24 protein-coding genes are annotated in these 21,379 nt (G+C 55.4%); 11 read left to right on the top strand and 13 right to left on the bottom strand.

The window, feature by feature from the left end:
* Positions 1 to 563: 563 nt before the first annotated feature.
* The 5 genes from AAIE02_RS19240 to AAIE02_RS19220 all read left to right on the top strand — a co-directional run bounded on the left by AAIE02_RS19240 (position 564) and on the right by AAIE02_RS19220 (position 4,661).
* On the top strand, positions 564 to 1,652 hold the full coding sequence (locus AAIE02_RS19240; RefSeq protein WP_498533064.1) for a catalase family peroxidase: 1,089 nt from the start codon (positions 564 to 566) through the stop codon (positions 1,650 to 1,652).
* On the top strand, positions 1,649 to 2,191 hold the full coding sequence (locus tag AAIE02_RS19235) for a cytochrome b (RefSeq protein WP_336983586.1): 543 nt from the start codon (positions 1,649 to 1,651) through the stop codon (positions 2,189 to 2,191). The genes AAIE02_RS19240 and AAIE02_RS19235 overlap by 4 nt, the downstream gene beginning before the upstream one ends.
* Before the next feature lie 20 nt (positions 2,192 to 2,211).
* Positions 2,212 to 2,724, top strand: a complete 513-nt coding sequence (locus AAIE02_RS19230) for an RNA polymerase sigma factor (protein ID WP_008458310.1) — start codon at positions 2,212 to 2,214, stop codon at positions 2,722 to 2,724.
* On the top strand, positions 2,721 to 3,491 hold the full coding sequence (locus AAIE02_RS19225) for an anti-sigma factor family protein (protein WP_008458308.1): 771 nt from the start codon (positions 2,721 to 2,723) through the stop codon (positions 3,489 to 3,491). Before AAIE02_RS19230 ends, AAIE02_RS19225 begins: the two co-directional genes overlap by 4 nt.
* Positions 3,492 to 3,620: 129 nt before the next feature.
* Positions 3,621 to 4,661: a TerC/Alx family metal homeostasis membrane protein gene (locus AAIE02_RS19220; RefSeq protein ID WP_008458305.1), complete on the top strand. Its 1,041-nt coding sequence runs from the start codon at positions 3,621 to 3,623 to the stop codon at positions 4,659 to 4,661.
* A 46-nt stretch (positions 4,662 to 4,707) separates the two neighbouring features.
* Here the strand turns inward: AAIE02_RS19220 and AAIE02_RS19215 are convergent, their stop codons facing one another.
* Positions 4,708 to 5,379: an HAD-IB family hydrolase gene (locus tag AAIE02_RS19215; protein ID WP_498533063.1), complete on the bottom strand. Its 672-nt coding sequence runs from the start codon at positions 5,377 to 5,379 to the stop codon at positions 4,708 to 4,710.
* 276 nt (positions 5,380 to 5,655) lie between these two features.
* On the opposite strand from AAIE02_RS19215, the gene trpS reads away from it, so the two are divergent.
* A complete protein-coding gene (gene trpS / locus AAIE02_RS19210; RefSeq protein WP_498533062.1) occupies positions 5,656 to 6,675 on the top strand; it encodes a tryptophan--tRNA ligase in 1,020 nt (339 codons plus the stop codon).
* Between the two features lie 214 nt (positions 6,676 to 6,889).
* On the opposite strand, the gene AAIE02_RS19205 is transcribed toward trpS, so the two are convergent.
* On the bottom strand, positions 6,890 to 7,921 hold the full coding sequence (locus tag AAIE02_RS19205; protein WP_498533061.1) for an MDR family NADP-dependent oxidoreductase: 1,032 nt from the start codon (positions 7,919 to 7,921) through the stop codon (positions 6,890 to 6,892).
* Between the two features lie 59 nt (positions 7,922 to 7,980).
* On the opposite strand from AAIE02_RS19205, the gene AAIE02_RS19200 reads away from it, so the two are divergent.
* Complete coding sequence (locus AAIE02_RS19200) at positions 7,981 to 8,607, top strand: TetR/AcrR family transcriptional regulator (protein ID WP_498533060.1); 627 nt, start codon at positions 7,981 to 7,983, stop codon at positions 8,605 to 8,607.
* A gap of 197 nt (positions 8,608 to 8,804) precedes the next feature.
* Here AAIE02_RS19200 and gloB read toward each other — a convergent pair whose 3' ends face one another.
* From gloB to AAIE02_RS19180, 4 genes are all read right to left on the bottom strand, one after another.
* The gene (gloB, locus tag AAIE02_RS19195) at positions 8,805 to 9,602 is read right to left on the bottom strand and encodes a hydroxyacylglutathione hydrolase (RefSeq protein ID WP_498533059.1); all 798 of its coding nucleotides are present in this window, start codon (positions 9,600 to 9,602) and stop codon (positions 8,805 to 8,807) included.
* A gap of 136 nt (positions 9,603 to 9,738) precedes the next feature.
* Entirely contained in the window at positions 9,739 to 10,350 is a 612-nt protein-coding gene (gstA, locus tag AAIE02_RS19190) for a glutathione transferase GstA (protein ID WP_008458293.1), read from the bottom strand.
* 34 nt (positions 10,351 to 10,384) lie between these two features.
* Positions 10,385 to 10,939, bottom strand: coding sequence for an OsmC family protein (locus AAIE02_RS19185; protein WP_008458291.1), 555 nt, complete (start codon positions 10,937 to 10,939; stop codon positions 10,385 to 10,387).
* A 346-nt stretch (positions 10,940 to 11,285) separates the two neighbouring features.
* Entirely contained in the window at positions 11,286 to 12,224 is a 939-nt protein-coding gene (locus AAIE02_RS19180) for a LysR family transcriptional regulator (protein ID WP_008458290.1), read from the bottom strand.
* 258 nt (positions 12,225 to 12,482) lie between these two features.
* On the opposite strand from AAIE02_RS19180, the gene mltB reads away from it, so the two are divergent.
* Positions 12,483 to 13,559, top strand: coding sequence for a lytic murein transglycosylase B (mltB, locus tag AAIE02_RS19175; protein ID WP_034809051.1), 1,077 nt, complete (start codon positions 12,483 to 12,485; stop codon positions 13,557 to 13,559).
* Positions 13,560 to 13,600: 41 nt separating this feature from the next.
* Here mltB and gutQ read toward each other — a convergent pair whose 3' ends face one another.
* The 7 genes from gutQ to srlA form a co-directional block, all read right to left on the bottom strand.
* On the bottom strand, positions 13,601 to 14,563 hold the full coding sequence (gutQ, locus tag AAIE02_RS19170) for an arabinose-5-phosphate isomerase GutQ (RefSeq protein ID WP_498533058.1): 963 nt from the start codon (positions 14,561 to 14,563) through the stop codon (positions 13,601 to 13,603).
* A complete protein-coding gene (gene srlR / locus AAIE02_RS19165; protein WP_498533057.1) occupies positions 14,544 to 15,329 on the bottom strand; it encodes a glucitol operon DNA-binding transcriptional repressor SrlR in 786 nt (261 codons plus the stop codon). The genes gutQ and srlR overlap by 20 nt, the downstream gene beginning before the upstream one ends.
* A 68-nt stretch (positions 15,330 to 15,397) precedes the next feature.
* Positions 15,398 to 15,757, bottom strand: a complete 360-nt coding sequence (gutM, locus tag AAIE02_RS19160; protein WP_008458281.1) for a transcriptional regulator GutM — start codon at positions 15,755 to 15,757, stop codon at positions 15,398 to 15,400.
* A gap of 57 nt (positions 15,758 to 15,814) precedes the next feature.
* Entirely contained in the window at positions 15,815 to 16,594 is a 780-nt protein-coding gene (srlD, locus tag AAIE02_RS19155; RefSeq protein ID WP_008458279.1) for a sorbitol-6-phosphate dehydrogenase, read from the bottom strand.
* A gap of 29 nt (positions 16,595 to 16,623) precedes the next feature.
* Positions 16,624 to 16,986: a PTS glucitol/sorbitol transporter subunit IIA gene (gene srlB / locus AAIE02_RS19150; protein ID WP_008458277.1), complete on the bottom strand. Its 363-nt coding sequence runs from the start codon at positions 16,984 to 16,986 to the stop codon at positions 16,624 to 16,626.
* 11 nt (positions 16,987 to 16,997) lie between these two features.
* On the bottom strand, positions 16,998 to 17,966 hold the full coding sequence (srlE, locus tag AAIE02_RS19145) for a PTS glucitol/sorbitol transporter subunit IIB (RefSeq protein WP_336709857.1): 969 nt from the start codon (positions 17,964 to 17,966) through the stop codon (positions 16,998 to 17,000).
* Between the two features lie 9 nt (positions 17,967 to 17,975).
* Positions 17,976 to 18,524, bottom strand: a complete 549-nt coding sequence (gene srlA / locus AAIE02_RS19140) for a PTS glucitol/sorbitol transporter subunit IIC (RefSeq protein ID WP_008458272.1) — start codon at positions 18,522 to 18,524, stop codon at positions 17,976 to 17,978.
* A gap of 401 nt (positions 18,525 to 18,925) precedes the next feature.
* Between srlA and AAIE02_RS19135 the strand changes: the two genes are divergently transcribed.
* From AAIE02_RS19135 to AAIE02_RS19125, 3 genes are read left to right on the top strand one after another with little or no spacing between them, the layout of a single operon-like run.
* Positions 18,926 to 19,621 carry a metal ABC transporter ATP-binding protein gene (locus AAIE02_RS19135; protein WP_034809049.1) on the top strand — a complete coding sequence of 232 codons (696 nt, stop codon included), beginning with the start codon at positions 18,926 to 18,928 and terminating at the stop codon, positions 19,619 to 19,621.
* The gene (locus tag AAIE02_RS19130) at positions 19,618 to 20,502 is read left to right on the top strand and encodes a metal ABC transporter permease (RefSeq protein WP_008458268.1); all 885 of its coding nucleotides are present in this window, start codon (positions 19,618 to 19,620) and stop codon (positions 20,500 to 20,502) included. Before AAIE02_RS19135 ends, AAIE02_RS19130 begins: the two co-directional genes overlap by 4 nt.
* Complete coding sequence (locus AAIE02_RS19125; protein WP_336819602.1) at positions 20,499 to 21,377, top strand: metal ABC transporter substrate-binding protein; 879 nt, start codon at positions 20,499 to 20,501, stop codon at positions 21,375 to 21,377. Before AAIE02_RS19130 ends, AAIE02_RS19125 begins: the two co-directional genes overlap by 4 nt.
* Positions 21,378 to 21,379: the final 2 nt, after the last annotated feature.

Here is a 21,379-nt window from a genome sequence, read left to right as displayed (position 1 = left end):
AATTAATATTGAGCGTGATGTTAATGGTGTTGTCGGAGTATTTTCCTGCAGTGGATACAGGAGGGTAAGTTGTCTTGCTGGCTTACAGGGTGGAAAGGAAATTAATCTGCAGGCAAAAAGTTGTCAATAGGGCGGATTTTTAACGATGCGCGCAGTGTTGGTAGCGATGAAATACTTTATTCCATAACTAACAATGGCTTTTATTTTTTCTCTCCCTAAGTTAAATGATGTTGTTTTTAGTTTGTGGTTTCACTTTATTTCTATGTTTTAAACTTGGCGTCGATGACTTGTAATCATTCACTCGGTACGTTCGTTACGTCTGCTAACAAAAGTTTATTATTTTTTTAAAATTTAACTTTTTTACCTATTGAAGAAAAAGGCCGAACCGGTGTTTTTAATGTTCACATTCCCGAAATATATAAAAAGTAATAACAATCATTCCCCTGCTTTTGATAGTGGAATACGGACGATAAAAATTTTTAATTACCTGGGAATAAATGCTCATTTCGTTCGTCCTATGTGCTCCAAAACCCAATACCGTTTCATTATTGTGAGCCGATCCTATGCGAGAACCTCGTCCGTCTTTCTGCGCGATGTTTAAAAATTTACGCTACCCGCAGCAATTTTTACTGCGTGGCACCGTGATAGTCGCCATTCCGTTAGCCCTCTGCCTGCTGTTTGCCTGGGCGTGGGGGGCCCTGACGCCGGGGCGTTTATCCCCCGACAAGCTGGTTAATGCGCTGGAAAAAACGGGAGGAGAGCACCCCGGCTACCGCCGCAATCATGCCAAAGGGGTCTGTGTAGTGGGATATTTTGACTCCAACGGTAGCGCCAGCGCGCTGTCGAAAGCAACGGTGTTCCTGCCGGGCAATACGCCGGTCATTGGCCGCCTGGCAATTGCTGGCGGTAACCCCAACGCGCCCGATGGTGCGGTGCCAGTGCGCAGTATGGCGCTGCAGTTTATCACCCGTGATGGCCAGGAGTGGCGTACCGGGATGAACGCGCTGCCGTTCTTTAGCGTCGCAACGCCGCAGGGCTTCTACGATCAGCAAATGGCGGGTATTCCCGATCCTAAAACGGGCAAACCCGATCCAGCCAAAATGAAAGCATTTATCAGCGCTCACCCGGAGGCAAAGCCGTTTTTTGCCTGGGTGAAGGGCTATGTGCCGACGTCGAGCTGGGCCAGTGACAGCTACAACAGCCTGAACGCCTTCTTATTTACCAATAAAACTGGGGACGTTCATGGCGTGCGCTGGAGTATGCAGTCGCAAACCCCCGGCGTGCCGGTGACGGCGGAGGACAAAGCGAATCCTATGTTCCTGCAGCAGGACATCAAGCAGCGCCTGCAGCAGGGGCCGCTGAAATGGGATTTGATTATCAGCGTGGCTGAAAAGGGCGATGTGATTAACGATGCGACAAAAGCCTGGCCCGATAGCCACCAAAAACTTAACGCAGGCACGCTGGTGCTCACTACCGCACAAGATCAAGCTGACGGCAACTGCCGGGACATCAACTACGATCCTCTGATCTTGCCGGAAGGTATTTCTGGCTCAGACGATCCGCTGCTTAGCGCGCGCTCTGCGGCTTATTCATCATCCTTCAATCGCCGCACGCATGAAGAAGCTCAGGTAAATAAAGGGGGCCGGTTATGAGCAAAGTGACGTATTTTCACCCTCTGCTGCGCGTCGTTCACTGGGCGATGGCGCTGATGATCGTGGCAATGCTGTTTATCGGCGTGGGGATGGTGTCCACGGTGTCGGCATTACACGCTTTTTTATACTCATTGCATAAACCGCTTGGCGTTGCCATTCTGCTGCTGGTTATCCTGAGGGTTTATCTCCGCCTTCGTTATAAAACGCCGTCGCTCCCGGCGAATCTGCCAGGTTTTCAGGTAGCGCTGGCACATTTATCCCACTGGCTGCTCTATCTTCTGATGGTAGCCCAGCCGCTGGTAGGCTGGGCCATGCTCTCTGCCGCGGGCTATCCTGTGACGCTGGGGACTGGCATCACGCTACCGGCGCTGGTGGCGAAAAATATTGAGCTTTATGCCGTGCTTCGGCCGCTGCATACCTGGCTTGCTCTGCTGCTGTTCGTCATCGTAATTCTGCATCTGACCGCCGCATTATTTCATGCGCTGCTGTTGCGTGATGGCGTGTTCAGCAGTATGACGGGCTACAAAGGCCGGGGCTAACATCGCCAGTGGAGTAAATCATGTCAAAACTGAGCGAACAGGAAGTACGGGAAATGCTGCCGCATCTGCAGCGTTTCGCCCTATGGCTCACGCGGAATCCTCATGCCGCGGAGGATTTGGTGCAGTCCTGCCTTGAGAAAGCATTTACCCGCGAGAGGAATCTGGCGGCAAGGGAAAGCCTTCGCAGCTGGCTGTTCTCTATTCTCTACCGGCAATTCATTGACGGCGAGCGGCGAAAAAGACGCTATCAGCGTATTTTGTCGTTGTTTACCGGCGATGAACACCCGGTGGCCGCGTCAACGGAGGAGATGCTGATCAACGACGATATGCTGGCGATGTTCAGCCAGCTTCCCGTGGAGCAGCGCGCATTACTGCTGCTCATCAGCGTAGAAGGTTTGAGCTATAAAGAGGCGGCTGAGTCGCTGGATATTCCGTTGGGAACCGTGATGTCGCGTTTGTCCCGAGCCAGAAAACAGCTGCAAAAATGGGATGAAGGCACGCCATCCACCCCGGCGTTAAGGAGATTAAAATGAAATCGCGCATACCTGACGAGCAGGATCTCCATGCCTGGGTTGACGGGCAGTTGGATGACGAGCGCAAAAAGTGGGTTGAGCACTATTTGCAGCAGCACCCCGAGCAGGCCGCACAGGTCAAAAAATGGCAGGCCGATGCCCGGCGTTTACGTCTTTCGCTGGACGAATTTGTGCCACAGGTTTCTGCCCCTGCTTCGGAAGTACAGCGGGCGCGGCAGCAAATCCAGCGCACTCGCCGGTGGCGGTTAGCCGTTGCTTTTAGCCTGCTGTTCTCCGTCGGCATGGGCGGCGTGGCCGGGTGGCAGCTGCATGCCAGCGAAGTTCTGCGGCAAATTCTGCCGATGGAAGATGCCGTGCAGGCCTATCGTCTGGTGAACAGTGGCAGCGTGAAAGCGCTGGACGTTGTGGCCAGCGATCGCGCGGAGGTGAATAACTGGATGAGTCGCTACTTTATTAACGGGGCGCTGGCACCAGACCTCGATAATTACGGTTTTACGCTGGTGGGCGGGCGTTTAATGGTAACCGAGCAGGGGCCGGCGGCGCTGGTGGTCTACCGGGACGCTCAGGGCACGCGCGTGGCGTATTATATCCGGCCCTCCGGCATGTTTACGCTGGGGAAAGGGGAGCGACAGGCCGATAACCTGACCGCGCAGTACTGGAGCGATCGCCGCTATAACTACGCGATGATAAGCCCGGCCAATGACAGCCAGACGGCGAGGTTACAACAGGCGGTAGCGCAGTACGCGGGGGATGCGCGAGCAATTTAATGCAGGCGTCGGTTTATTCGCCAATGTCAGAAAAAATATACCATTTTTGCCTGAAGGTCTTATCCTGAATGGAGTGAGGCGGCACTCGGATCCCCCGAAGCTGCCTCCGTCATTCCTGAAGGATAAAACATGATATCTACACATATTGGCTTCCCGACCGAAACGGTAGCGGTATTTCTTGCGCTTTCGGTGGGTGCCATTTTTATCGACCTTTTTATGCACCGCAAAGACGAGCCCATCTCGCTTAAAAGTGCCGCATTGTGGTCGGTGTTCTGGGTTGCAGTGGCAATGCTTTTTGCCGGTTTTTTATATCTTCATCACGGCGCAGAAGTCGCCAGCCTGTTTGTCACCGGCTACGCGCTTGAGAAGGTGCTTTCCGTCGATAACCTGTTTGTGATGATGGCGATTTTTGCCTGGTTCGGCATTCCGGATCGCTACCGGCACCGCGTGTTGTACTGGGGCGTTATCGGCGCGATTGTTTTCAGAGGCATTTTTGTGGCCATCGGCACCGGGCTGTTGTCGCTGGGGCCTTATGTTGAAATCGTGTTTGCGCTGATTGTGGCGTGGACGGCGGTGATGATGCTCAAAGGCAACGATGGAGAGGACGAAGTTGAGGACTACTCTCAGCATCTGGCTTATCGGCTGGTAAAACGCTTTTTCCCTCTTTGGCCAAAGCTTGCCGGGCGCAAATTCCTGCTTAACCAGGCTGAGGTTGACCACGAGCTGGCGAAGCCAGAAAACCAGGCCATCACCGTTGGGCGAGTAAAAAAAGCCACGCTGTATGCTACGCCGCTGATGCTTTGCGTGGCGGTGGTTGAACTGTCTGACGTGATGTTCGCTTTTGATTCTGTCCCGGCCATTATTGCCGTCAGCCGTGAACCGCTGATCGTCTACAGCGCAATGATGTTTGCAATACTTGGCTTGCGTACCCTGTATTTTGTGCTGGAAGCGTTAAAACAGTATCTCGTTCACCTGGAAAAAGCGGTGGTGGTGCTGCTGTTCTTTATCGCCGTTAAGCTCGGGCTTAACGCCAGCGAACATATCTGGCATCACGGGTACAGCATCTCGGCCACCGCCAGCCTGTACGTTGTGTTGGGCGTGCTGGCCGTGGGCATCATCCTCAGCGTCATGTTCCCGGCAAAAGCGGAATCAAGCGACAGTAAGAACTGAACAGGATGAAGGACGCCTTCGGGCGAGGGCGTCCTGATGACGAGATTCAGAGATGTTTGTCGAGGCGTAATCTTTCGATAGGTGAGCGACGACGAGATTTGGCGCGGTGGAAGTGGCGCCAGTGGTAATCCCTGGCTGCGGTCAGCAGCTCATAATCCCCTCTTGAATCCCCCCAGGCGCGCAAGTGCAGCTGGTTAAGCGGGCCATAAATCTGTTCCAGACGCTGAATCTTTTGATCGCAGCGGCAGTTATGGCCGTTAATGCGGCCGGTTAACACGCCGTCCACCACTTCAAGCTGAGTGCCGATGAGCTTCACGCCCAGACGTTCGGCGAACGGCAGCAGCACGATGGCCGGAGACGCAGAGCACAGCGTAACTTCAGCGCCAGAACGAAGCTCAGCGGCAACCGCCATCAGCCCACGCGGGCGCATCATTTTTTCGAAGTTTTTCGCGCAATACACTTCGGCTTTATCCTTAACCCACTGCTCATTCACGCCGGTTAAGAAGGTTGAAATCAGGATTTCTTTTAATTCATCGCGGGTTAGTTTCCGGCGCAGGCATTTGAGCGTCGGAATGACCATACGCATCATCTTGCTCGCGAAGGTTTTGCGCCCAAAGGCAAACCGCAGGAACGGGACAAAGCTATCGCTATGGGTCAGCGTGCCGTCAAAATCAAAAACCGACAGGACGCCTGGCGAAGGATCATTCATAACAACCATAGATTCCCAACTTTCCTTTTTATCTGTTCGTCGCGAGGGCATCTTGCGAACGATGGGGAAATTATAAACTTTTAAATCCCGCTACGGAAACCATCGCGAAATGTGATAGGGTAGCCGAATGAACATAAATCACACCGCACTTATCGTTATCCGCTGGTGGCTGTCTCTTTAGAGGCGGCAGGAATTCGTTCACCCTTTTCTAATAGCCGCCGGAAGGCGGCTATTTCGTTTAACTGCTCGCCCTCCGGCAAGATTTATCAGCCTCAGGAGGCAGTTATGAGCAGTTCACACGCTTTACAGCAAACCATTCTTACCGGCGACCGTCCAACCGGCCAGCTTCACCTTGGGCACTACGTCGGCTCACTGCGTAAACGCGTTCAGCTTCAGGATGAGCACCAGCAGCACATTTTGGTCGCCGACCTTCAGGGGCTAACCGACAACGGCAGCCGCCCGGAGAAAGTCGCCGAAAACATTCTGCAGGTGATGGCGGACTACCTGGCGGTTGGCATTGATCCGCAGAAAACCACAATCTGCCTGCAATCCTCTCTGCCAGCGCTGGCCGAACTCACCATGTTGTATATGAACATCGTGACCGTCGCCCGGCTGGAAAGAAACCCGACGGTAAAAAGCGAGATAGCCCAGAAGGGGTTTGCTCGCTCTTTGCCTTCTGGTTTTCTTGTCTATCCGATAAGCCAGGCCGCGGATATTACCGCATTTAAAGCCAGCCTGGTGCCGGTGGGGGACGATCAACTGCCGATGATCGAACAGGCCAATGAAATTGTGCACAAGATGAATAGCCTGACGCCGACGCCGATATTAACCCCCTGCAAAGCGTTGCTCAGCCCGGTCAGCCGTCTGCCGGGCATTGACGGTAACGCTAAGATGTCAAAATCCCTGGGCAATACGCTCACCCTTTCCGCCAGCGAACAGCAGATTCATCAGGCCGTGAGCGCCATGTTTACCGACCCGGATCATCTGCGCGTCAACGATCCGGGAAAAATTGAAGGCAATGTGGTGTTTACCTATCTGGATGCTTTCCATGAAGACAAAGAGAACGTTGAGGCGATGAAAGAGCACTACCAGCGCGGTGGGCTGGGGGATCGGCAGTGTAAAAACGAGCTGGAAACCTGTCTGCAAAACCTGCTGGCGCCGATCAGAGAGCGGCGAAATCGCTTTATCGAAGATAAGCCTTATTTGCTTGAGGTGTTGAAAGCCGGGAGTGAGAAAGCGCGAGCGCTGACGCAGCAAACGGCGGACGAAGTGAAACGTGCGCTGGGGCTGCCGGTGCTATTTTAACGGCAGAAGGGCGCGAGACGGCGAACATCGACGCTTTAGTCAGCCAGCCGGTGAAGCCTGACAGAGCAAGGGCTGGTGGAATACAACCGCCTGCGCTCTCATAATTTTTGAAGAATCTGGCAGTGAAGCGTACCTGTCGGGGCTGAAAAACCACAAAGCTTAAATAGCACGTGGCACCCAGGCAGGTATGCTTACGGCAACATGATGACAAGCCCTAAAACTCGACAAACACGGTGCCGAAGTATCTGCCCTCCGCAATAGCCTGAATGGCCTCTGGCGCCCGCTCTATCCCATTGACGATGACATGTGGAAACACGATATCCCCTGTTTGAAGCCATTCTGCAAATCTCGTATCCCATTCCGCGTGAGCATCCGGGTCGTCGTCAGCGCTGTATCCGCGTATCGTGATCTTTTTCAGGAGGATCTGGACTGAATCTAGCTCGACGGGGGCTTCCCGTCCCGTTCCTGCATCAGCGAGCTGGCCCGACAGAGCCCCGACGATCGCAATTCGGGCACCTGGGCGTGCAGCCACGATGGCTGACTGCAGTTGTTCCCCGCCTACGCAATCGAGCACGACATCAACACCTTCCGGAGCGACTTCACGCAGCTGTGCCACATCGCTGCCGCGGCCCCGAATCACCGCCGCGTCGTAACCTAATTCCTTAACAAGCCGTTCGGCTTTTTGCCTGGAGCTTGTGCTGCCAATCACTCGTCCAGCGCCAAGCTGTCGGGCGATCTGCCCGGCCATAGAGCCTATTGCGCCGGCCGCGCTGGTGATAAGGACGGTATCACTGGGCCTGATTTCAACGCCTCGCGTCAATGCCGCATAAGCCGTCGAGCCATGCGAAAGGCTGGCGACGTCCGGATAAACTCGGCTATCAACACGGACGCACTCCGCGAGCGGGACGGCGGCATACTCGCGCCAGCCCATGAAATGCCGAACCCGATCGCCCGGCCTGAGTTCACTCCCTGGGGGAGAAGAAAGGACCTCGCCGAGCGTTTCCTCCGCCAGAGTGTCGCCCGGCTTCAGCGCCGGAAACGGTACGCCAGGGATGGCTTCGGCGCCCTCGCTGATCATCATGCGCAGCGAGGCGGAGACTCGCGAATAACGGTTCCTGACCAGAACCTCATCGTTTTGTGCAACGGGTAAAGCCACTTCGACTATCTCAAAGTCAGAAACCTTTGGGCGGCTGGTGGGTCTGACCTTGAGTCGGAGTTCACGGCTTGTGGCTGGCAGAGGATGCACCTGACCAATCCTTGTATAATGTGAGCCTGGAGTTCACATTTTGAGTTGGAGGCACAGTGATGTCTACTCGCATTCAGCCGTGCGATAACGGGATGCGGAAGCTCCCAAAGCAGAAGCGTTCTCAGGCGACAGTGAGCGCGATCGTCGAGGCTGCGACTCAGGTTTTAGGTGAAAAAGGCTGGCGATACTTCACCACCAATGAAGTGGCCGAGTTTGCGGGTGTCAGCATCGGGTCGCTTTACCAATACTTTCCCAACAAGCTCGTACTCGTAGAGGCCATTAGAAAGAAGCATTTCAGCGATGTTATCAACGCCCTGCAGGCTGCCAGTGAAAATACCGAGGATGTGAACCAGAGCTTCAACCTGCTGATCGAAGGCATGCTGTCGGTACATGGGGCACATCCCGCTCTACATCGGGCCCTGGTGGAAGAAGCCCCCCGGAGCGACGAGGCTATTTCGGCTCACGCCGAATTTGAAAAAAAGTATAACGAGTACTACCTCGCCCTTGTTTCCCGGTATGGGGCGCGACGGAATGCCGAAGATATTCAGACAGCGGCGTGGACATTATCCGCTGCTATTGAAGGGATTGTGCATCAGGCGGCCTTGCGCGGATTGACCGGTTCATCGGCGCTGAAGCGGGAATTGGTTCAGTTGCTTTTTGGGTACTTAAGAGGGCAGACAGCATAAACAAACGCTTTTACTTTCCACCTGTGTGTCTTTGAATCTTCCCTCCCAGGAAACTTCAACCGGCTGGCATTGGGCAACGAGTGGCGGTTTTTAATAACCGGCTTATGCATCTGTTACGCCACTTTTGGACGTAACAGAGCTTTAGCTATCTCGTTTAGCCTGTTATATCGACGTGAGCTAAAAATTTCCGAAACCATTCACAGATTTTTTAGCTCCCGGAAAGCGTCTTTCATACGGCGTAGTTTGGCAAAGACTTCCCAGTTGGCGCTCTCCATGCAACCCAATCGGGAACGTATGGTAGCCCGATCGACGCGTAGAAACGGATTGGCCGCGAGCTCCGTTGCCAGTGTCGATGGAACGGTCGGCATGCCCGCTTGCCTCTTGTCCTCTATCAGCGCGATCTGCTTCAGCAGATCGGCGTTGTCTGGTTCGATTGTGAGCGCGAAGCGGGCATTGTCGGCGGCGTATTCGTGCGAGGAATAGATGAGCGTTTCCGGCGGCAGCGATCTTATTTTATCGATCGAAGTCCACATCTGGGCCGGCACAGCTTCCTGGACACGCCCGCAGCCAAGATGAAAGATGGTGTCGCCGGAAAAGAGAAGCCCGGCCTCCTTGAACCAAAAGGCGATGTGCCCGCTCGTATTCCCCGGCACGTCGATAACCAGGGCAATATGCTCCCCCAATGCTACCGTATCGCCTCCGATCACGCCCCGATCGATACCCGGGATATCATCCACTTCGGCCGCCGGGCCAATGACGCGTGCCCCTGTTTTTCGCTTGATCTCCGTGTTGCCTGAAACGTGGTCCCAATGATGGTGCGTATTAAGGATCAGATCTACGCGCCTCCCTTCAAGCACATCCAGTACCGGACTGGCCTCGGTTGGATCAACGACGGCCAGGGCACCTGTCCGTAAATCTTCTATAAGGAAAATATAATTATCTTCGAGAACGGGCAGGATCTGCACCGATAACCCATTGCATTTTTCAACGATCATCCTGGACTCCTGGAAACAATAAAGCGCGGCGCTGTTTGATGGGAAATTAGAGCGCCGCTGAGGCATTGAACCCCGAATGAATAACCGCTGCCGCCGGCGCCGGGTATTGGCCGGCGGCTTGCGATCTACTTACTGCTCAGCGCGGGGGCAGACCTTCTGCCGCGCGTGCGGCCTGAACGCTGGGGCGCTGTTCCATGCGCCGCATGAATCGCTCAATGGCCGGGTAAACGGACATGTCGATCCCAACGCGCGGCGGCCAGTTCAGTACGTTATAGAGATAGGCATCAGGTGCCGAAAATTCGTTGCCGAGCACATAGTCGTTGTTCGACAGATGCTCTTCAACAAAGGCGAACCGACCTTTGAGGAATCCTTCGGCGTAGCGGTTTTTCGCCGCATCGTCGAAAAAGGGCTGGAACATCGTCGACATCCCTTTAGCAAGGTCGGTCGCGATGACATTGAGCCATTCCAGCGCGCGATAGCGCTCCTGCGTGCCGAAGGGTGGCAGCAGGTTAAGGCCGGGGTTCTGGTCGGCGATCCACTGCAGAATGACTGCACCTTCGGTAATCAAGTCACCGTTATCGAGCACCAGAATCGGAATGAAGCCTTTCGGGTTCACATCGAGATAATTGCCCTCGACAGTCGTCTTCGTGGCGAAGTCTACTTTGACCAGATCGAAGGCAAGGCACGCCTCTCGCAGCGCGATGGCCGGGGAAAGCCCGCAAGAGCCAGGGGAGTAATAGAGTTTCATGAGTCCTCAGATTTAATGTTGAGCTTGTTGGCGGTTATGGTTCGAGGATTTCCAGCGTTTCGACCATGCGGATCGCCCGGGAGAAGTTCGCCAGGTTGACCGACGTTCTTGTCGCCTGGGCGTGTAATTCCTCAACCCGCTCGCGGGTTGCATCAGTGCGCAGGCGCACCACATACCGGATTTCGTCATAGCCGGGATTCACGCTGTCATCCAGGCCCAGGAAACCTCGCAGGTCCAGTTCACCGTCAGTTTCGATTTCAAGGCTGTGGAGGGTGATGCCCATGGCGGCCGCATTCGCCGCATAGCCGACTGACATGCAGGCGTTTAGCGCTGCCATCAGCAGTTCCTGTGGGTTAGGCGCGGTATTCTGTCCCAGCAGCTGGGCCGGTTCGTCGGCGGCAATCTCGAAATGGCGTGCGTGTTTCTCGCCCCCCAGTTCGTAATGATCGACGCTCGCTACCGTCCGCGTCTGGCCCTGCCATTTCGTTTTAACGTTGAAGCGGATTGCGCCCCTGGCCGGGTTGTCGCGCACGTCCTGGGCGAATTGTTGTAGGTCGGCGACGTTGATACCGTTTACGGTTTTGCCCATCATATGATCCTCCAGAAGCCGCTCTGCGGCTGGTTGTCAAAGTCAGATTGCCTTGCCGTTTTGGCGGCTTTCTTGCGGCCATCTTAAACATGGCCTGTAGTCGGAAAAAGCCATGTAAATGGATATGACTGTTCGAAATAGCGAACAATGACAGGCAGCCAATTCGGGGCTCGAGCTTCAAGATATGTCCAGCCGGCAGGAGAGTTTCCCGGTCGGGTTACCCTCCCGGGTAGGGCTATGGCTCCGGCTTCAAGCTAGCTGGGATGTGCGGGGCGGGGTCAAGGCAGGTGGGATCGTTTTCGAAGAGGTGGGGGCCAGTGGCAACTCAACGCCATGACATGAGAAATTAAGTGCGACGGGCACGACGGGCTGTCGCCGGGGCCATACCTGGATGCTTCGCAAAAAGCTCGACAATCCACTCCACAAAAACGCGGACCTTGGTCGATAGATGGCGATTCTGCGGATACACCACATGAATAGGCATCGGATCATTGCTCCAGTCGTCGAGTATCAACTCGAAACGGCCATCTTTCAGCATGGGTTCCATCAGGAACGCCGCCATTTGCACGATGCCCAGGCCGGATAAGCCAGCCGCGGTATATGCATAACTGTCATTCAGTGCGATGGGGCCGGTGAGAGTACGCTTGATACGTTCCCCCTCACGGGAAAAATGCCAATCAAAAATCTGGCCAGTGCGGGGCGAAAAATAATTCAGGCATTGATGATGCACCAGATCGTCCGGGTGCAGGGGGCGGCCATGACACTTCAGGTAGGACGGGGCCGCGCAGGTCATGTAGTGCATAACGCCCACGCGACGTGCAATCAAGCTAGAGTTGCGTAGCTCGCCGACCCGCACGGCACAATCTACGCCCTCCTCGATCAGATCGACTGAGCGATCGCTGCAGCCCAGTTCTAGCCTGATGTCAGGGAAACGGGCAAAGAAATCAGGCAGGGCGGGCACCAGAACTTCGCTGGCAAGACCGGTGGGGGCATCGACCCGCAGCCGTCCTTTTGGACTGAGCCTGGTGCTTGAGAGCGATTCTTCCGCTACGCGAATCTCCGTCAAAATGCGTAAACAATGTTCGTAGTAGGCGGCACCGTCCGCGGTGACGCTGCAGTGACGTGTGGTACGGTTCAGCAGCCTGACCCCCAGCGTTGTCTCCAGCGTCTTAATCAGCGTCGACACCGTCACTTTGGGCAGCTTCATGGCTTCCGCCGCACGACTGAATCCGCCGGCGTCAACCACCTGCACAAAGACTTCCATCGCTTGAAATTTATTGTTCATCTCAGGACTTATTGTTCGCTATTTTGAACGGTTATATCAATTTAGATCACTTTTTTAAATGATATGCCCTGCCGACGCTTCTGGTAACGCATTGCGGCGGTTTGGCAGAGGGAAGATTCATCTCCGGGCTGCCAATAAGTCGCGACCAGAGACCCGTCGAGTATGACGTGAGGGGCCAGAGAGACATATTCAGATGAGTAATTATGGATTACCATTATTGCGAAACTTTCGCGAACATTCACAGGGACAGCCCATCAGATGCGTTATTCAGCCGCAGCACTTCTTCCTATGCTGGTTTTACTCTCTGCCTGTAGCAGTAAGCCGAAAACCGCCGAACAGCAGACGACCAGCGGCACGCCGTCTGGCGGTTTCCTGCTCCAGCCACAGCACGATGTCTTTATGCAAACCGGTGATTTTGCTTACAACCCGGAAGCAGAGAAGTTTATCGACAAAATGGTGAATGAGCATGGCTTTGACCGTCGCCAGCTGCATGAAGTGTTGTCCCAGGCCAAACGTCTGGATTACGTGCTGCGCCTGATGGATCAGCAGGCACCGACGACCGCGCCGCCTGCCGGGCCGAACGGGGCATGGCTACGCTATCGCGCTAAATTCATCACGCCGGATAACGTACAGAACGGCGTTAAGTTCTGGAACCAGTATGAATCGGCCCTGAACCGCGCCTATCAGGTTTATGGCGTGCCGCCGGAAATCATCGTCGGAATCATCGGGGTTGAAACCCGCTGGGGCCGCGTGATGGGTAAAACACGCATCGTGGATGCTCTCGCGACGCTTGCCTTTGCCTATCCGCGCCGCGCGCAATACTTTGCGGGCGAACTGGAAACCTTCCTGCTGATGGCGCGTAATGAAGGGGACGATCCGCTGGCGCTCAAAGGCTCCTTCGCCGGAGCAATGGGTTACGGGCAGTTCATGCCTTCCTCATTTAAAGAGTACGCGGTGGACTTCAACGGCGACGGGCACGTGAACCTGTGGGATCCGGAAGATGCCATCGGCAGCGTGGCGAACTATTTCAAAGCACACGGCTGGGAGAAGGGCGACATGGTTGCCGTGCCGGCCAATGGGCAGGTACCGGGGCTGGCTAACGGCTTCAACACCAAATACTCAGTGGCGGCGCTGGGCCAGTCCGGCCTGAGCCCGCAGGGCGCTTTGGGCAACCATCAGGAAGTGAGCCTGCTGCGCCTGGATATGGGCGATCGTTACCAGTACTGGTACGGGCTGCCAAACTTCTACGCCATTACCCGCTACAACCACAGCACCCATTATGCGATGGCGGTATGGCAATTAGGGCAGGCCGTCGCGCTGGCTCGCGTTCAGTAATACGTTTTATCGCCCCCGTTTGGGGGCGATAAAGGCGGTTCTCAAATACCTGCCTGGTGAAAATCATGCAGGTTAATTGCCCCCAGCAGCCTGCCGTTTTCATCCACGACCGGCGCCGCGCTAATGCGTTTTTTCATCAGCATCTCTTTGGCATCTATCGCCCGGGTTTCGGCATTCAGCACCGTGCCATTCTTCGTCATGGCATCTTTGATCCCGGCTTCCAGCTTACCGCCGCTCACCAGCCAGCGGCGCAGGTCGCCATCGGTAAAGACGCCGGCAACTTGCTGCGCTTTGTCGCAGACGGCAACCAGTCCCAGGCCTGTGCGGCTTAGCTCCAGCATGGCATCCATGACGGAGGCGCTGTCCGCCACCTGTGGGAGCTGCTCGTGGGTGCGCATCAGGTGATGAACCCGATTTAACAAACGGGCACCTAGCGCACCGGCAGGGTGTGAACGCGCAAAGTCCTCTTCGTTAAAGCCGCGCTCCTGCATGACGGCCATGGCCAGTGCATCGCCCATCATTAATGTATTAACCGCGCTGGAGGTCGGCGCCAGGCGCATCGGGCAGGCTTCACGCTCTACTGAAATATCTACGGTGGCAAAGGCCGCTTTCGCCAGCGGCGACTCAGCTTTGCCGGTAATAGCAATCAGCTTAACGGCCTTTTCCTGCAGGCGAGGAATAATTAAATCCAGCTCTTTCGCATGGCCGGAATAGGAGATAAACAGCAGGATGTCGCGGCTTTCGATCATCCCCAAATCGCCGTGTAACGCTTCGGCGGGGTGAACGAAGAAGGCGGGCGTGCCGGTGCTGGCAAAGGTGGCGGCAATTTTCTTCCCGATATGCCCGGACTTGCCCATGCCGGAAACAATCACTTTCCCCTGACAGGTGAGCACGGCGTTGGCGGCGGCGACAAAATCTTCGCCAAGTCTGTCCGGCAGGCGGCTCGCTTCCTGTAATTCCAGCAGCAGGGTTTCTCGTGCGGCGTCAATCATTCGCTGATGCATCTTCTTCTCCGGTAACAATCACTTTCACGCCTTTTTCACGCAGCGCGGTGAGGAATTCGTGGCTAATGCCGCTGTCGGTGATGATCGTATCCACTCTCTCCAGTCCGCAGACAATATTCGGGCTTTTACGGCCAAACTTTGAGGAGTCAGCCATCAGGATCACTTCGCGCGCCGCGTTGCACATCGCTTTGCTGACGGTATAAACCTCGTTGTAGGTTGTGACCCCGGCGGTCAGATCGATGCCATCGGTGCCCATAAAGAGCCTGTCAAAGCTGAAGTGTTCGAAGGCGTTTTCCGCCAGTTGGCCATGAAACGAGGCTGATTTCTTACGGAAGGTGCCGCCGGGCATCAGGATGGTTTGTTCGTTGTCCAGCTCAGACAGCGCGTTGACGATATGCAGGCTATTGGTCATCACCGTAATGTTATTGAAGTGCTGGAGCAGCGGGACCAGCTGCAAAACGGTGCTGCCCGCATCCAGAATAATGGAATCGCCATCGTGGATGTACTTGACCGCCGCCTCGGCAATTTGCTGTTTTTGCTGGGTATTGATCAGCGTTTTGTGGTCAATGGGCGGATCGGGTTCGTCTTTACTGAGCACTACGCCGCCATAGGTGCGAAGCACGGCGCCAGCCGTTTCAAGCAGCACCAAATCTTTACGGATCGTGGTGCCGGTGGTTTGAAAATGCTGGGCGAGATCTTCCACCGAGCATTTTCCCTGCTTTTGCAGATGTTCCAGGATCGCCGCCTGCCGCTGACGTGGTTTCATAGGCTCTTATTACCTTGCAATAAATTTCGATTCGGTAATTTCGCAAGCAATAAGCATTCGAAACGAAATTAACCCTGTTTCAGTTTAAGCGCTAATGATAGAGCATTCTGACAATCACGATCATGGGGAAAGATCACATCGGGCTGCAATTCCTGCCGATTCATGCCGTGTAACTGCATTACTGGCTGTGGGAGGGCAAAAACCGTCAGGCCTTTCATTATCAGGCTATCGCGGACGTTTTGCCGCTCATCAAAGGCGAGGGCAATGACCACTCTGGGCCGAAAACGCCCGGATGAACGGCCTACGCCAACGGCACCCTGCTGGCAGAGCCGGTCAAAGGCCCGATTAAAACGGCGAATTTGCCAGCCGCCGAGCAGTAGCTGGCTTAGCCAGGCGATCGCCGCCAGGGCGATCAGTGCATTCATCATGCATCCTCCTTTGGGCAGCCTCTGGCTGAGGGCCAGAGGCAACCGGTGACCCGAGAGTTAAAACATAACCTGCCCGCCGGTGACGTTGATCGACTGTCCGGTACAGTAAGAGGCTTTATCGCTGGCGTAAAACAGGAGCGTGTTAAGCACATCCTGGTAGTCACAGCCGCGTTTTAAGGGGACTTTGTCGATGTAGTATTGCTCTACTTCGTCAGCAGGAATGCCGAGTTTTTCCGCGTACTGCGGCAGCAGAGACTGGAACATTGGCGACTTGAGCAGGTTACCCAACATGAGCGCATGCACCGTGATGCCGTATTCCGCCAGATCGAGGGCGAGAGACTGCGTCAGCCCCACGCCACCGAATTTCGCCGCGCTGTAGCCGGAGTTGTGCTTGCTGCCGACCTTGCCGGACTTTGAGTTAATCTGGATGATGCGGCCTTTAATCCCGTCGCGAATCATCAGGCGGGAGAACTCCCTGGCGCACAGGAAGTACCCCACAAGGTTTACCTGCAGCGAACGGTCAAAATCCCCCAGAGCGAAATCACCAATAAACGCCGCTTTGGCGATGCCCGCACTGTAAACCAGCAGATCGACCTGGCCGAAAATCTCGTCCACGCCGTGAGCCAGCGCGGTAACGCTTTGCTCGCTGGTGGCGTCCGAGCCAAATCCCCAGGCAGAACCCGGCCCGTACTGGTCGTTAATTTCCTGCGCGACGCGGGCCGCTTTCTCACTTTGAATATCCACCACGGCAACTTTGTAGCCTTCCTGGGCCAGCCCATGGCAGAGAAACGCCCCGAGCGTTTGGCCTCCACCGATGACAACGGCAACCTGATTCATGTTTTACTCCTTTGATTAAATGACAATGTTTATGCAACAAACTTCAGCTGGCAGCCGGGTTCAATGCCCTGAGGCAGCGGGCCAGCGACGTGTACGGTGCCAGGGTATTCCGCCCGTGCTTCACCATCGAAGCGCAGGGTGATGTGCCCGAGCTCCTGCAAGTTTTGCTGGGCCACGTCGCCGACGGCGGTAACGGCGTAATGCTGGCCATTGAGTTCAAAGTGGATACCTGGCTTTAGCTGGCCGGTCAGCTCGCCGTGGCAGTGGATAAAGCAGTAATCCTGAATATCCGCCGGGGCGCCTTCCCGAAAGGTAATAAGCATGTTGTCTGCCAGCGCCTCGCGAGCGCACTCTCCAATCTGGACGATGGTGGTCTGGTAAATGGTTTGCATGGGGCTTTCCTTTATTGGTAGATGAAGCCGGACACCAGCCAGGCAATTAGCACGGTAGGGGCGCCCGTTAAAAAGCGCCCGACCAGCACAGAAGGCACGCCGACGCGCACCGTTTCCTGGCGCGCTTCCGCCAGAGACAAGCCAACAGGAATAAAATCGCAGGCGGCCTGGGCGTTAATGGCGAACAGCGCGGGCAGCGCCAGGTGAGGAGGGATATGTCCGAGGCCAATCTGCACCCCAATCAGCACCCCGATGACCTGCGCAATCACCGCCCCAGGGCCAAGGAAAGGTGAGAGCAGGGGGAAGGAACAAATCAGCGCGAGCGTAATCAGACCGAGAGGGTTATTGGCCAGCGGGGCCAGGCCGTGGGCAATCCAGTCCCCTAAGCCGGACGCCATGATGATGCCAATCAGCGCCGACACGAAGGCCATAAAAGGCAGAATCGTTTTCAGAACCGTGTCGATAGTGTCGCGCCCCGCCTGAAACAGCACGGCGACGGCTGAACCCATTCCCATACCGACTTTGGCCAGCAGGCCGTCGCTTTGTTCGGTGATTTTTTTGCTGGCGTCGTAGTCCCGCGCTGGCGCAGGTTTGCGTTCGGCCTGCGGTTCGCCATCGGCCCAGCTAATGTTTTCTTCCCGGACGCCTGATACGTAAATATCTTCAACGATGTACTGCGCCAGGGGGCCTGATTTGCCGGTGGCGTGGATATTGATGGTCGGGATGCGGCGTTTAGGGTAGAGCCCGCAGCGCAGCGTGCCCCCGCAGTCTATGATTGCCAGCGCAATTTCTGCCTCCGGCGGCTCGCCGTCTTTAAAACCGTCTACCGCCTGGCAGCCGGTCATTTCACTCAGCTTATCGACGATTGCCGGGCGCGTACCCGCCGTGATGTAAACGATCTTTTTGCTCGGATCGACCGGGACGATCAGCGGCCCGCCCCATCCACCCTGGCCTTTTTCAATACGAATGCTTTGAGTCATGATTTTTCCTTAGAGGCGGACCTGGCGTTCCAGCTCAATGCCCATTTTTTTCTCGAAAATCGAGGTGGTGAGATCGGTTATCCAGCCGCGGAAGAAGTTGGTAACCAGCCCAACCAGCAAATAGCTCACTGCAAGCGGGGCCAGCGGCAGGCCCAGCGTCGTTAACCCGCTGGCAATGCCCAGATAAACAAACAGTTCGCCAGGGTTGATGTGGGGAAACAAACCGTTCATCGAATGGCAGCTATACGATGCGGCGGCGTAATAGCTTGGTTTGTACTTCTCAGGCATAAAGCGCCCCAGACTTAGCGTCATCGGATTGCAGAACACGAAGGTGCCGATGCAGGGTAGCAAGAGGTAACGCGAAACGGGGTTGCCGGCGCAGCGCTGCGCCATACGTTCAATGCGGTGCTGGCCGATAAAGTTAATCAGCGCGTTCATTATCACCAGCAGGCTGATCAGCAGAGGGAGAATGCCGGTCACCATACCGGTAAAGACCTCTCCGCCTTTCTGAAACAGGCCAATAAACCACTCCGCCCCGTGGGTAATCATGTCGATCATTTCTGTCTCCTGTAGGGTTATCTGCTCACCGTTGTTCCCGGTGGTGGCTCATATTAATCATTTTGAAATGCGTAAATATGTTATTTAGATCTCATTGTGAAATATAAATCTATCAGTTTGAAAGATTATTGAGTGATGAAAGAGGTGAAAAAATGACGTTCTGATTAACGGAAGGGAAAAGGGGGCTTGATTGAGGGTTCGTTTATGCCGAGGTGTAAAACAGGAATTTACAAGGACTACTGGGTAGATTATGTTATGTTATAACGAAACAATATTGGTGCCGGTATGTCTGTTGCAGCTCCCTCTTCACTGTTTAGCCTTTCCGGGCTATTTCGCGCGGCCCTTGTCGCGCTGCTGATCCTCGGCCTGTGGGGCGCCATTCATTGGGCGGTTATCCTGCCATGATCGAACTGCAGAATCTCGAGCTGGGCTATTACGGCAACGTGGTTGTGTCGGCCCTCAGCGGCCAGTTTCAGCGCGGCAGCATGACGGCGGTGATTGGGGCGAACGGCTGCGGTAAATCGACGTTGTTAAAAACCCTGGCCGGGCTACTGCCTCCCATTTCCGGCAGCGTAAAGTTTCAGGACAATATGCGCCCGCGCATTGCCTGGCTGCCGCAGTTAGGGGAGATGGATCGGCAATTTCCCGCCACGGTTTATGACGTGGTTTGTATGGGGAGCTGGCCGGGACGCGGGCTGTTTTCCGGCCTTCGTCGCCAGCACCGTGAACGCGTGACGGAAGCGATTGAGCGCGTGGGATTAAGTGAGCATTACCTGCGGCCGATTGATGTGCTCTCAGGGGGACAGTTTCAACGCATGCTGTTTGCTCGCCTGCTGGTTCAGGACGCACCGCTGGTCCTGCTCGATGAGCCGTTCACCGGCGTGGATGCGCAGACCAGTGAATTTTTAATGGAACTGATGTGCCAGATGCACCGGGATGGCAAGACGCTTATCAGCGTGCTGCATAACAACGAGCTGGTACGCCGGCATTTTCCTGAAGTCTTGCTGCTCACCCCGGAGGGTTACCAGTGGGGTAACGCCGACGAAGCCTTAGCGCAATATGCTTCCTTTCGCCCACGCCTGGTACAAACTGCATGATTTATCACCTTTTTATTGAGCCGTTTGTGGCTTACGGCTTTATGCGCCGCGCGCTGGTGGCCTGCCTGTCGCTTTCTCTGAGTACCGTTCCGCTTGGCATTTTTCTTCTGCTTCGTCGTATGAGTCTGGTGGGTGACGCGCTTTCTCATGCCATTTTACCCGGCGTTGCCGTGGGTTATCTGGTTGCCGGTATGTCTCTGGTGGCAATGGGCATTGGTGGGTTTGTCGCTGGCGTGCTGGTGGCTTTACTTTCCGGCTGGGTTAGCGCCCGGACGCCGTTAAAAGAAGATGCCAGCTTTGCCGGATTCTACCTTGGGTCGCTGGCACTCGGCGTGACGTTGATATCATTGCGCGGTTCAAGCGTTGACCTGCTGCACCTGCTATTTGGCTCAATTCTCGCCGTGGATGGTGAGGCTATTAAGTTTGTGGGGCTCATTGCAAGCGTGACGCTGATTGCGCTGGCGCTGCTTTATCGCGGCCTGGTGCTGGAGTCGTTTGACCGCAGCTTTTTACAGGTGAACAACCGGCTGCTGCCGTCGCTGATACACGGCACGTTTTTGGCGCTGCTGGTGCTTAACCTGGTGGCCGGTTTCCAAATCCTCGGCACGTTAATGTCCGTTGGCCTGATGATGCTCCCCGCCATTGCCGCGCGCTGCTGGGCTAAGACATTGCCGGGCTCGATCGCTCTTGCCGTGGTGTGTGGCCTGATTTGTGCCTGGTTAGGGCTGGTGTGGTCTTTCTACGCCTCGTTACCTGCCGGGCCGGCCATTGTGCTTACCGCGAGCGTCGCATTCTTTATCTCAATACTTTTCGGACCGCGCAGCGTGCTTGCAGGGAGCCTGCTGCGTAGGAAATTGGCAATCATAAAGGGGGTTAAATGAAACGTTTAGGGATTGGTATTGCGCTGGCTCTGGCGCTCTCCAGCCAGATGGCTGCAGCGAAAACGCTGAATGTAGTGGCAAGTTTTACCGTGCTGGCCGACATGGCTAAGCAGGTTGGCGGCGATCACGTCAAAGTCACCAGCCTGGTGGGGCCGGATGGCGACCCGCATAGCTTTGAACCTTCGCCGAAAGACAGCGTCGCGTTGCGTAATGCGGATGTGGTGATTGTGAGCGGGCTCGGCATGGAAGGGTGGATGGATCGCCTGGTGACGGCGTCCGGCTACAAGGGCAAAGTTATCGTGGCTTCCCAGGGAATTAACACCCGCAGCATGGAAGAAGACGGTAAATCAATCACTGACCCACATGCGTGGAACAGCGCGGCAAACGGGGCAATCTACGCGGAAAATATCGCTGCAGCGCTGGTTGCTGCCGACCCACAGGATGCAGCGGCTATCCGTAAAAGCGGCGATAGCTATGCAGCTCGCCTGAAGCAGCTAGACGGCTGGGCGAAAAAACGCTTTGCGGATGTGCCGCAGGCTAAACGCAAGGTACTGACCAGCCATGATGCATTTGGCTACTTTGGCGAGGCTTACGGCGTCACGTTCCTGGCACCAGTGGGCTTTTCCACTGAAGCTCAGGCCAGCGCCAGCGACGTTGCATCTCTGATTAAACAGTTGAAAGATGAACATATCGCCACCTACTTCATCGAAAATCAGACCGACCCACGTCTGGTGAAGCAAATTGCCAGCGCGACCGGCGCTAAGCCCGGCGGTGAGCTTTATCCTGAGGCGCTTTCAGGCCCTGGCGGCCCGGCAAGTACCTACGAAAAGGCGTTCAAGCACAACGTGAACACCATCGCCAACAGCATGAAGTAGTT

It is taken from the genome of Cedecea sp. Ae19-4 (assembly GCF_059801165.1).
Note: the sequence above shows the minus strand (reverse complement) of the source record. Positions and strands in the feature narration are given on the sequence as shown.

Excerpts from the sequence above, each read along its gene's own strand:
- AAIE02_RS19180 (WP_008458290.1), bottom strand. The coding sequence starts at position 12,224 with ATGAACAATAAATTTCAAGCGATGGAAGTCTTTGTGCAGGTGGTTGAC.
- gstA (WP_008458293.1), bottom strand. The coding sequence starts at position 10,350 with ATGAAACTCTATTACTCCCCTGGCTCTTGCGGGCTTTCCCCGGCCATC.
- AAIE02_RS19130 (WP_008458268.1), top strand. The coding sequence starts at position 19,618 with ATGATTTATCACCTTTTTATTGAGCCGTTTGTGGCTTACGGCTTTATG.
- AAIE02_RS19230 (WP_008458310.1), top strand. The coding sequence starts at position 2,212 with ATGTCAAAACTGAGCGAACAGGAAGTACGGGAAATGCTGCCGCATCTG.
- AAIE02_RS19235 (WP_336983586.1), top strand. The coding sequence starts at position 1,649 with ATGAGCAAAGTGACGTATTTTCACCCTCTGCTGCGCGTCGTTCACTGG.
- AAIE02_RS19135 (WP_034809049.1), top strand. The coding sequence starts at position 18,926 with ATGATCGAACTGCAGAATCTCGAGCTGGGCTATTACGGCAACGTGGTT.
- srlA (WP_008458272.1), bottom strand. The coding sequence starts at position 18,524 with ATGATCGACATGATTACCCACGGGGCGGAGTGGTTTATTGGCCTGTTT.
- srlB (WP_008458277.1), bottom strand. The coding sequence starts at position 16,986 with ATGCAAACCATTTACCAGACCACCATCGTCCAGATTGGAGAGTGCGCT.
- AAIE02_RS19215 (WP_498533063.1), bottom strand. The coding sequence starts at position 5,379 with ATGGTTGTTATGAATGATCCTTCGCCAGGCGTCCTGTCGGTTTTTGAT.
- mltB (WP_034809051.1), top strand. The coding sequence starts at position 12,483 with ATGCGTTATTCAGCCGCAGCACTTCTTCCTATGCTGGTTTTACTCTCT.
- trpS (WP_498533062.1), top strand. The coding sequence starts at position 5,656 with ATGAGCAGTTCACACGCTTTACAGCAAACCATTCTTACCGGCGACCGT.
- AAIE02_RS19225 (WP_008458308.1), top strand. The coding sequence starts at position 2,721 with ATGAAATCGCGCATACCTGACGAGCAGGATCTCCATGCCTGGGTTGAC.
- AAIE02_RS19240 (WP_498533064.1), top strand. The coding sequence starts at position 564 with ATGCGAGAACCTCGTCCGTCTTTCTGCGCGATGTTTAAAAATTTACGC.
- AAIE02_RS19220 (WP_008458305.1), top strand. The coding sequence starts at position 3,621 with ATGATATCTACACATATTGGCTTCCCGACCGAAACGGTAGCGGTATTT.
- gloB (WP_498533059.1), bottom strand. The coding sequence starts at position 9,602 with ATGATCGTTGAAAAATGCAATGGGTTATCGGTGCAGATCCTGCCCGTT.
- AAIE02_RS19185 (WP_008458291.1), bottom strand. The coding sequence starts at position 10,939 with ATGGGCAAAACCGTAAACGGTATCAACGTCGCCGACCTACAACAATTC.
- srlE (WP_336709857.1), bottom strand. The coding sequence starts at position 17,966 with ATGACTCAAAGCATTCGTATTGAAAAAGGCCAGGGTGGATGGGGCGGG.
- AAIE02_RS19200 (WP_498533060.1), top strand. The coding sequence starts at position 7,981 with ATGTCTACTCGCATTCAGCCGTGCGATAACGGGATGCGGAAGCTCCCA.
- gutM (WP_008458281.1), bottom strand. The coding sequence starts at position 15,757 with ATGATGAATGCACTGATCGCCCTGGCGGCGATCGCCTGGCTAAGCCAG.
- gutQ (WP_498533058.1), bottom strand. The coding sequence starts at position 14,563 with ATGCATCAGCGAATGATTGACGCCGCACGAGAAACCCTGCTGCTGGAA.
- srlD (WP_008458279.1), bottom strand. The coding sequence starts at position 16,594 with ATGAATCAGGTTGCCGTTGTCATCGGTGGAGGCCAAACGCTCGGGGCG.
- srlR (WP_498533057.1), bottom strand. The coding sequence starts at position 15,329 with ATGAAACCACGTCAGCGGCAGGCGGCGATCCTGGAACATCTGCAAAAG.
- AAIE02_RS19125 (WP_336819602.1), top strand. The coding sequence starts at position 20,499 with ATGAAACGTTTAGGGATTGGTATTGCGCTGGCTCTGGCGCTCTCCAGC.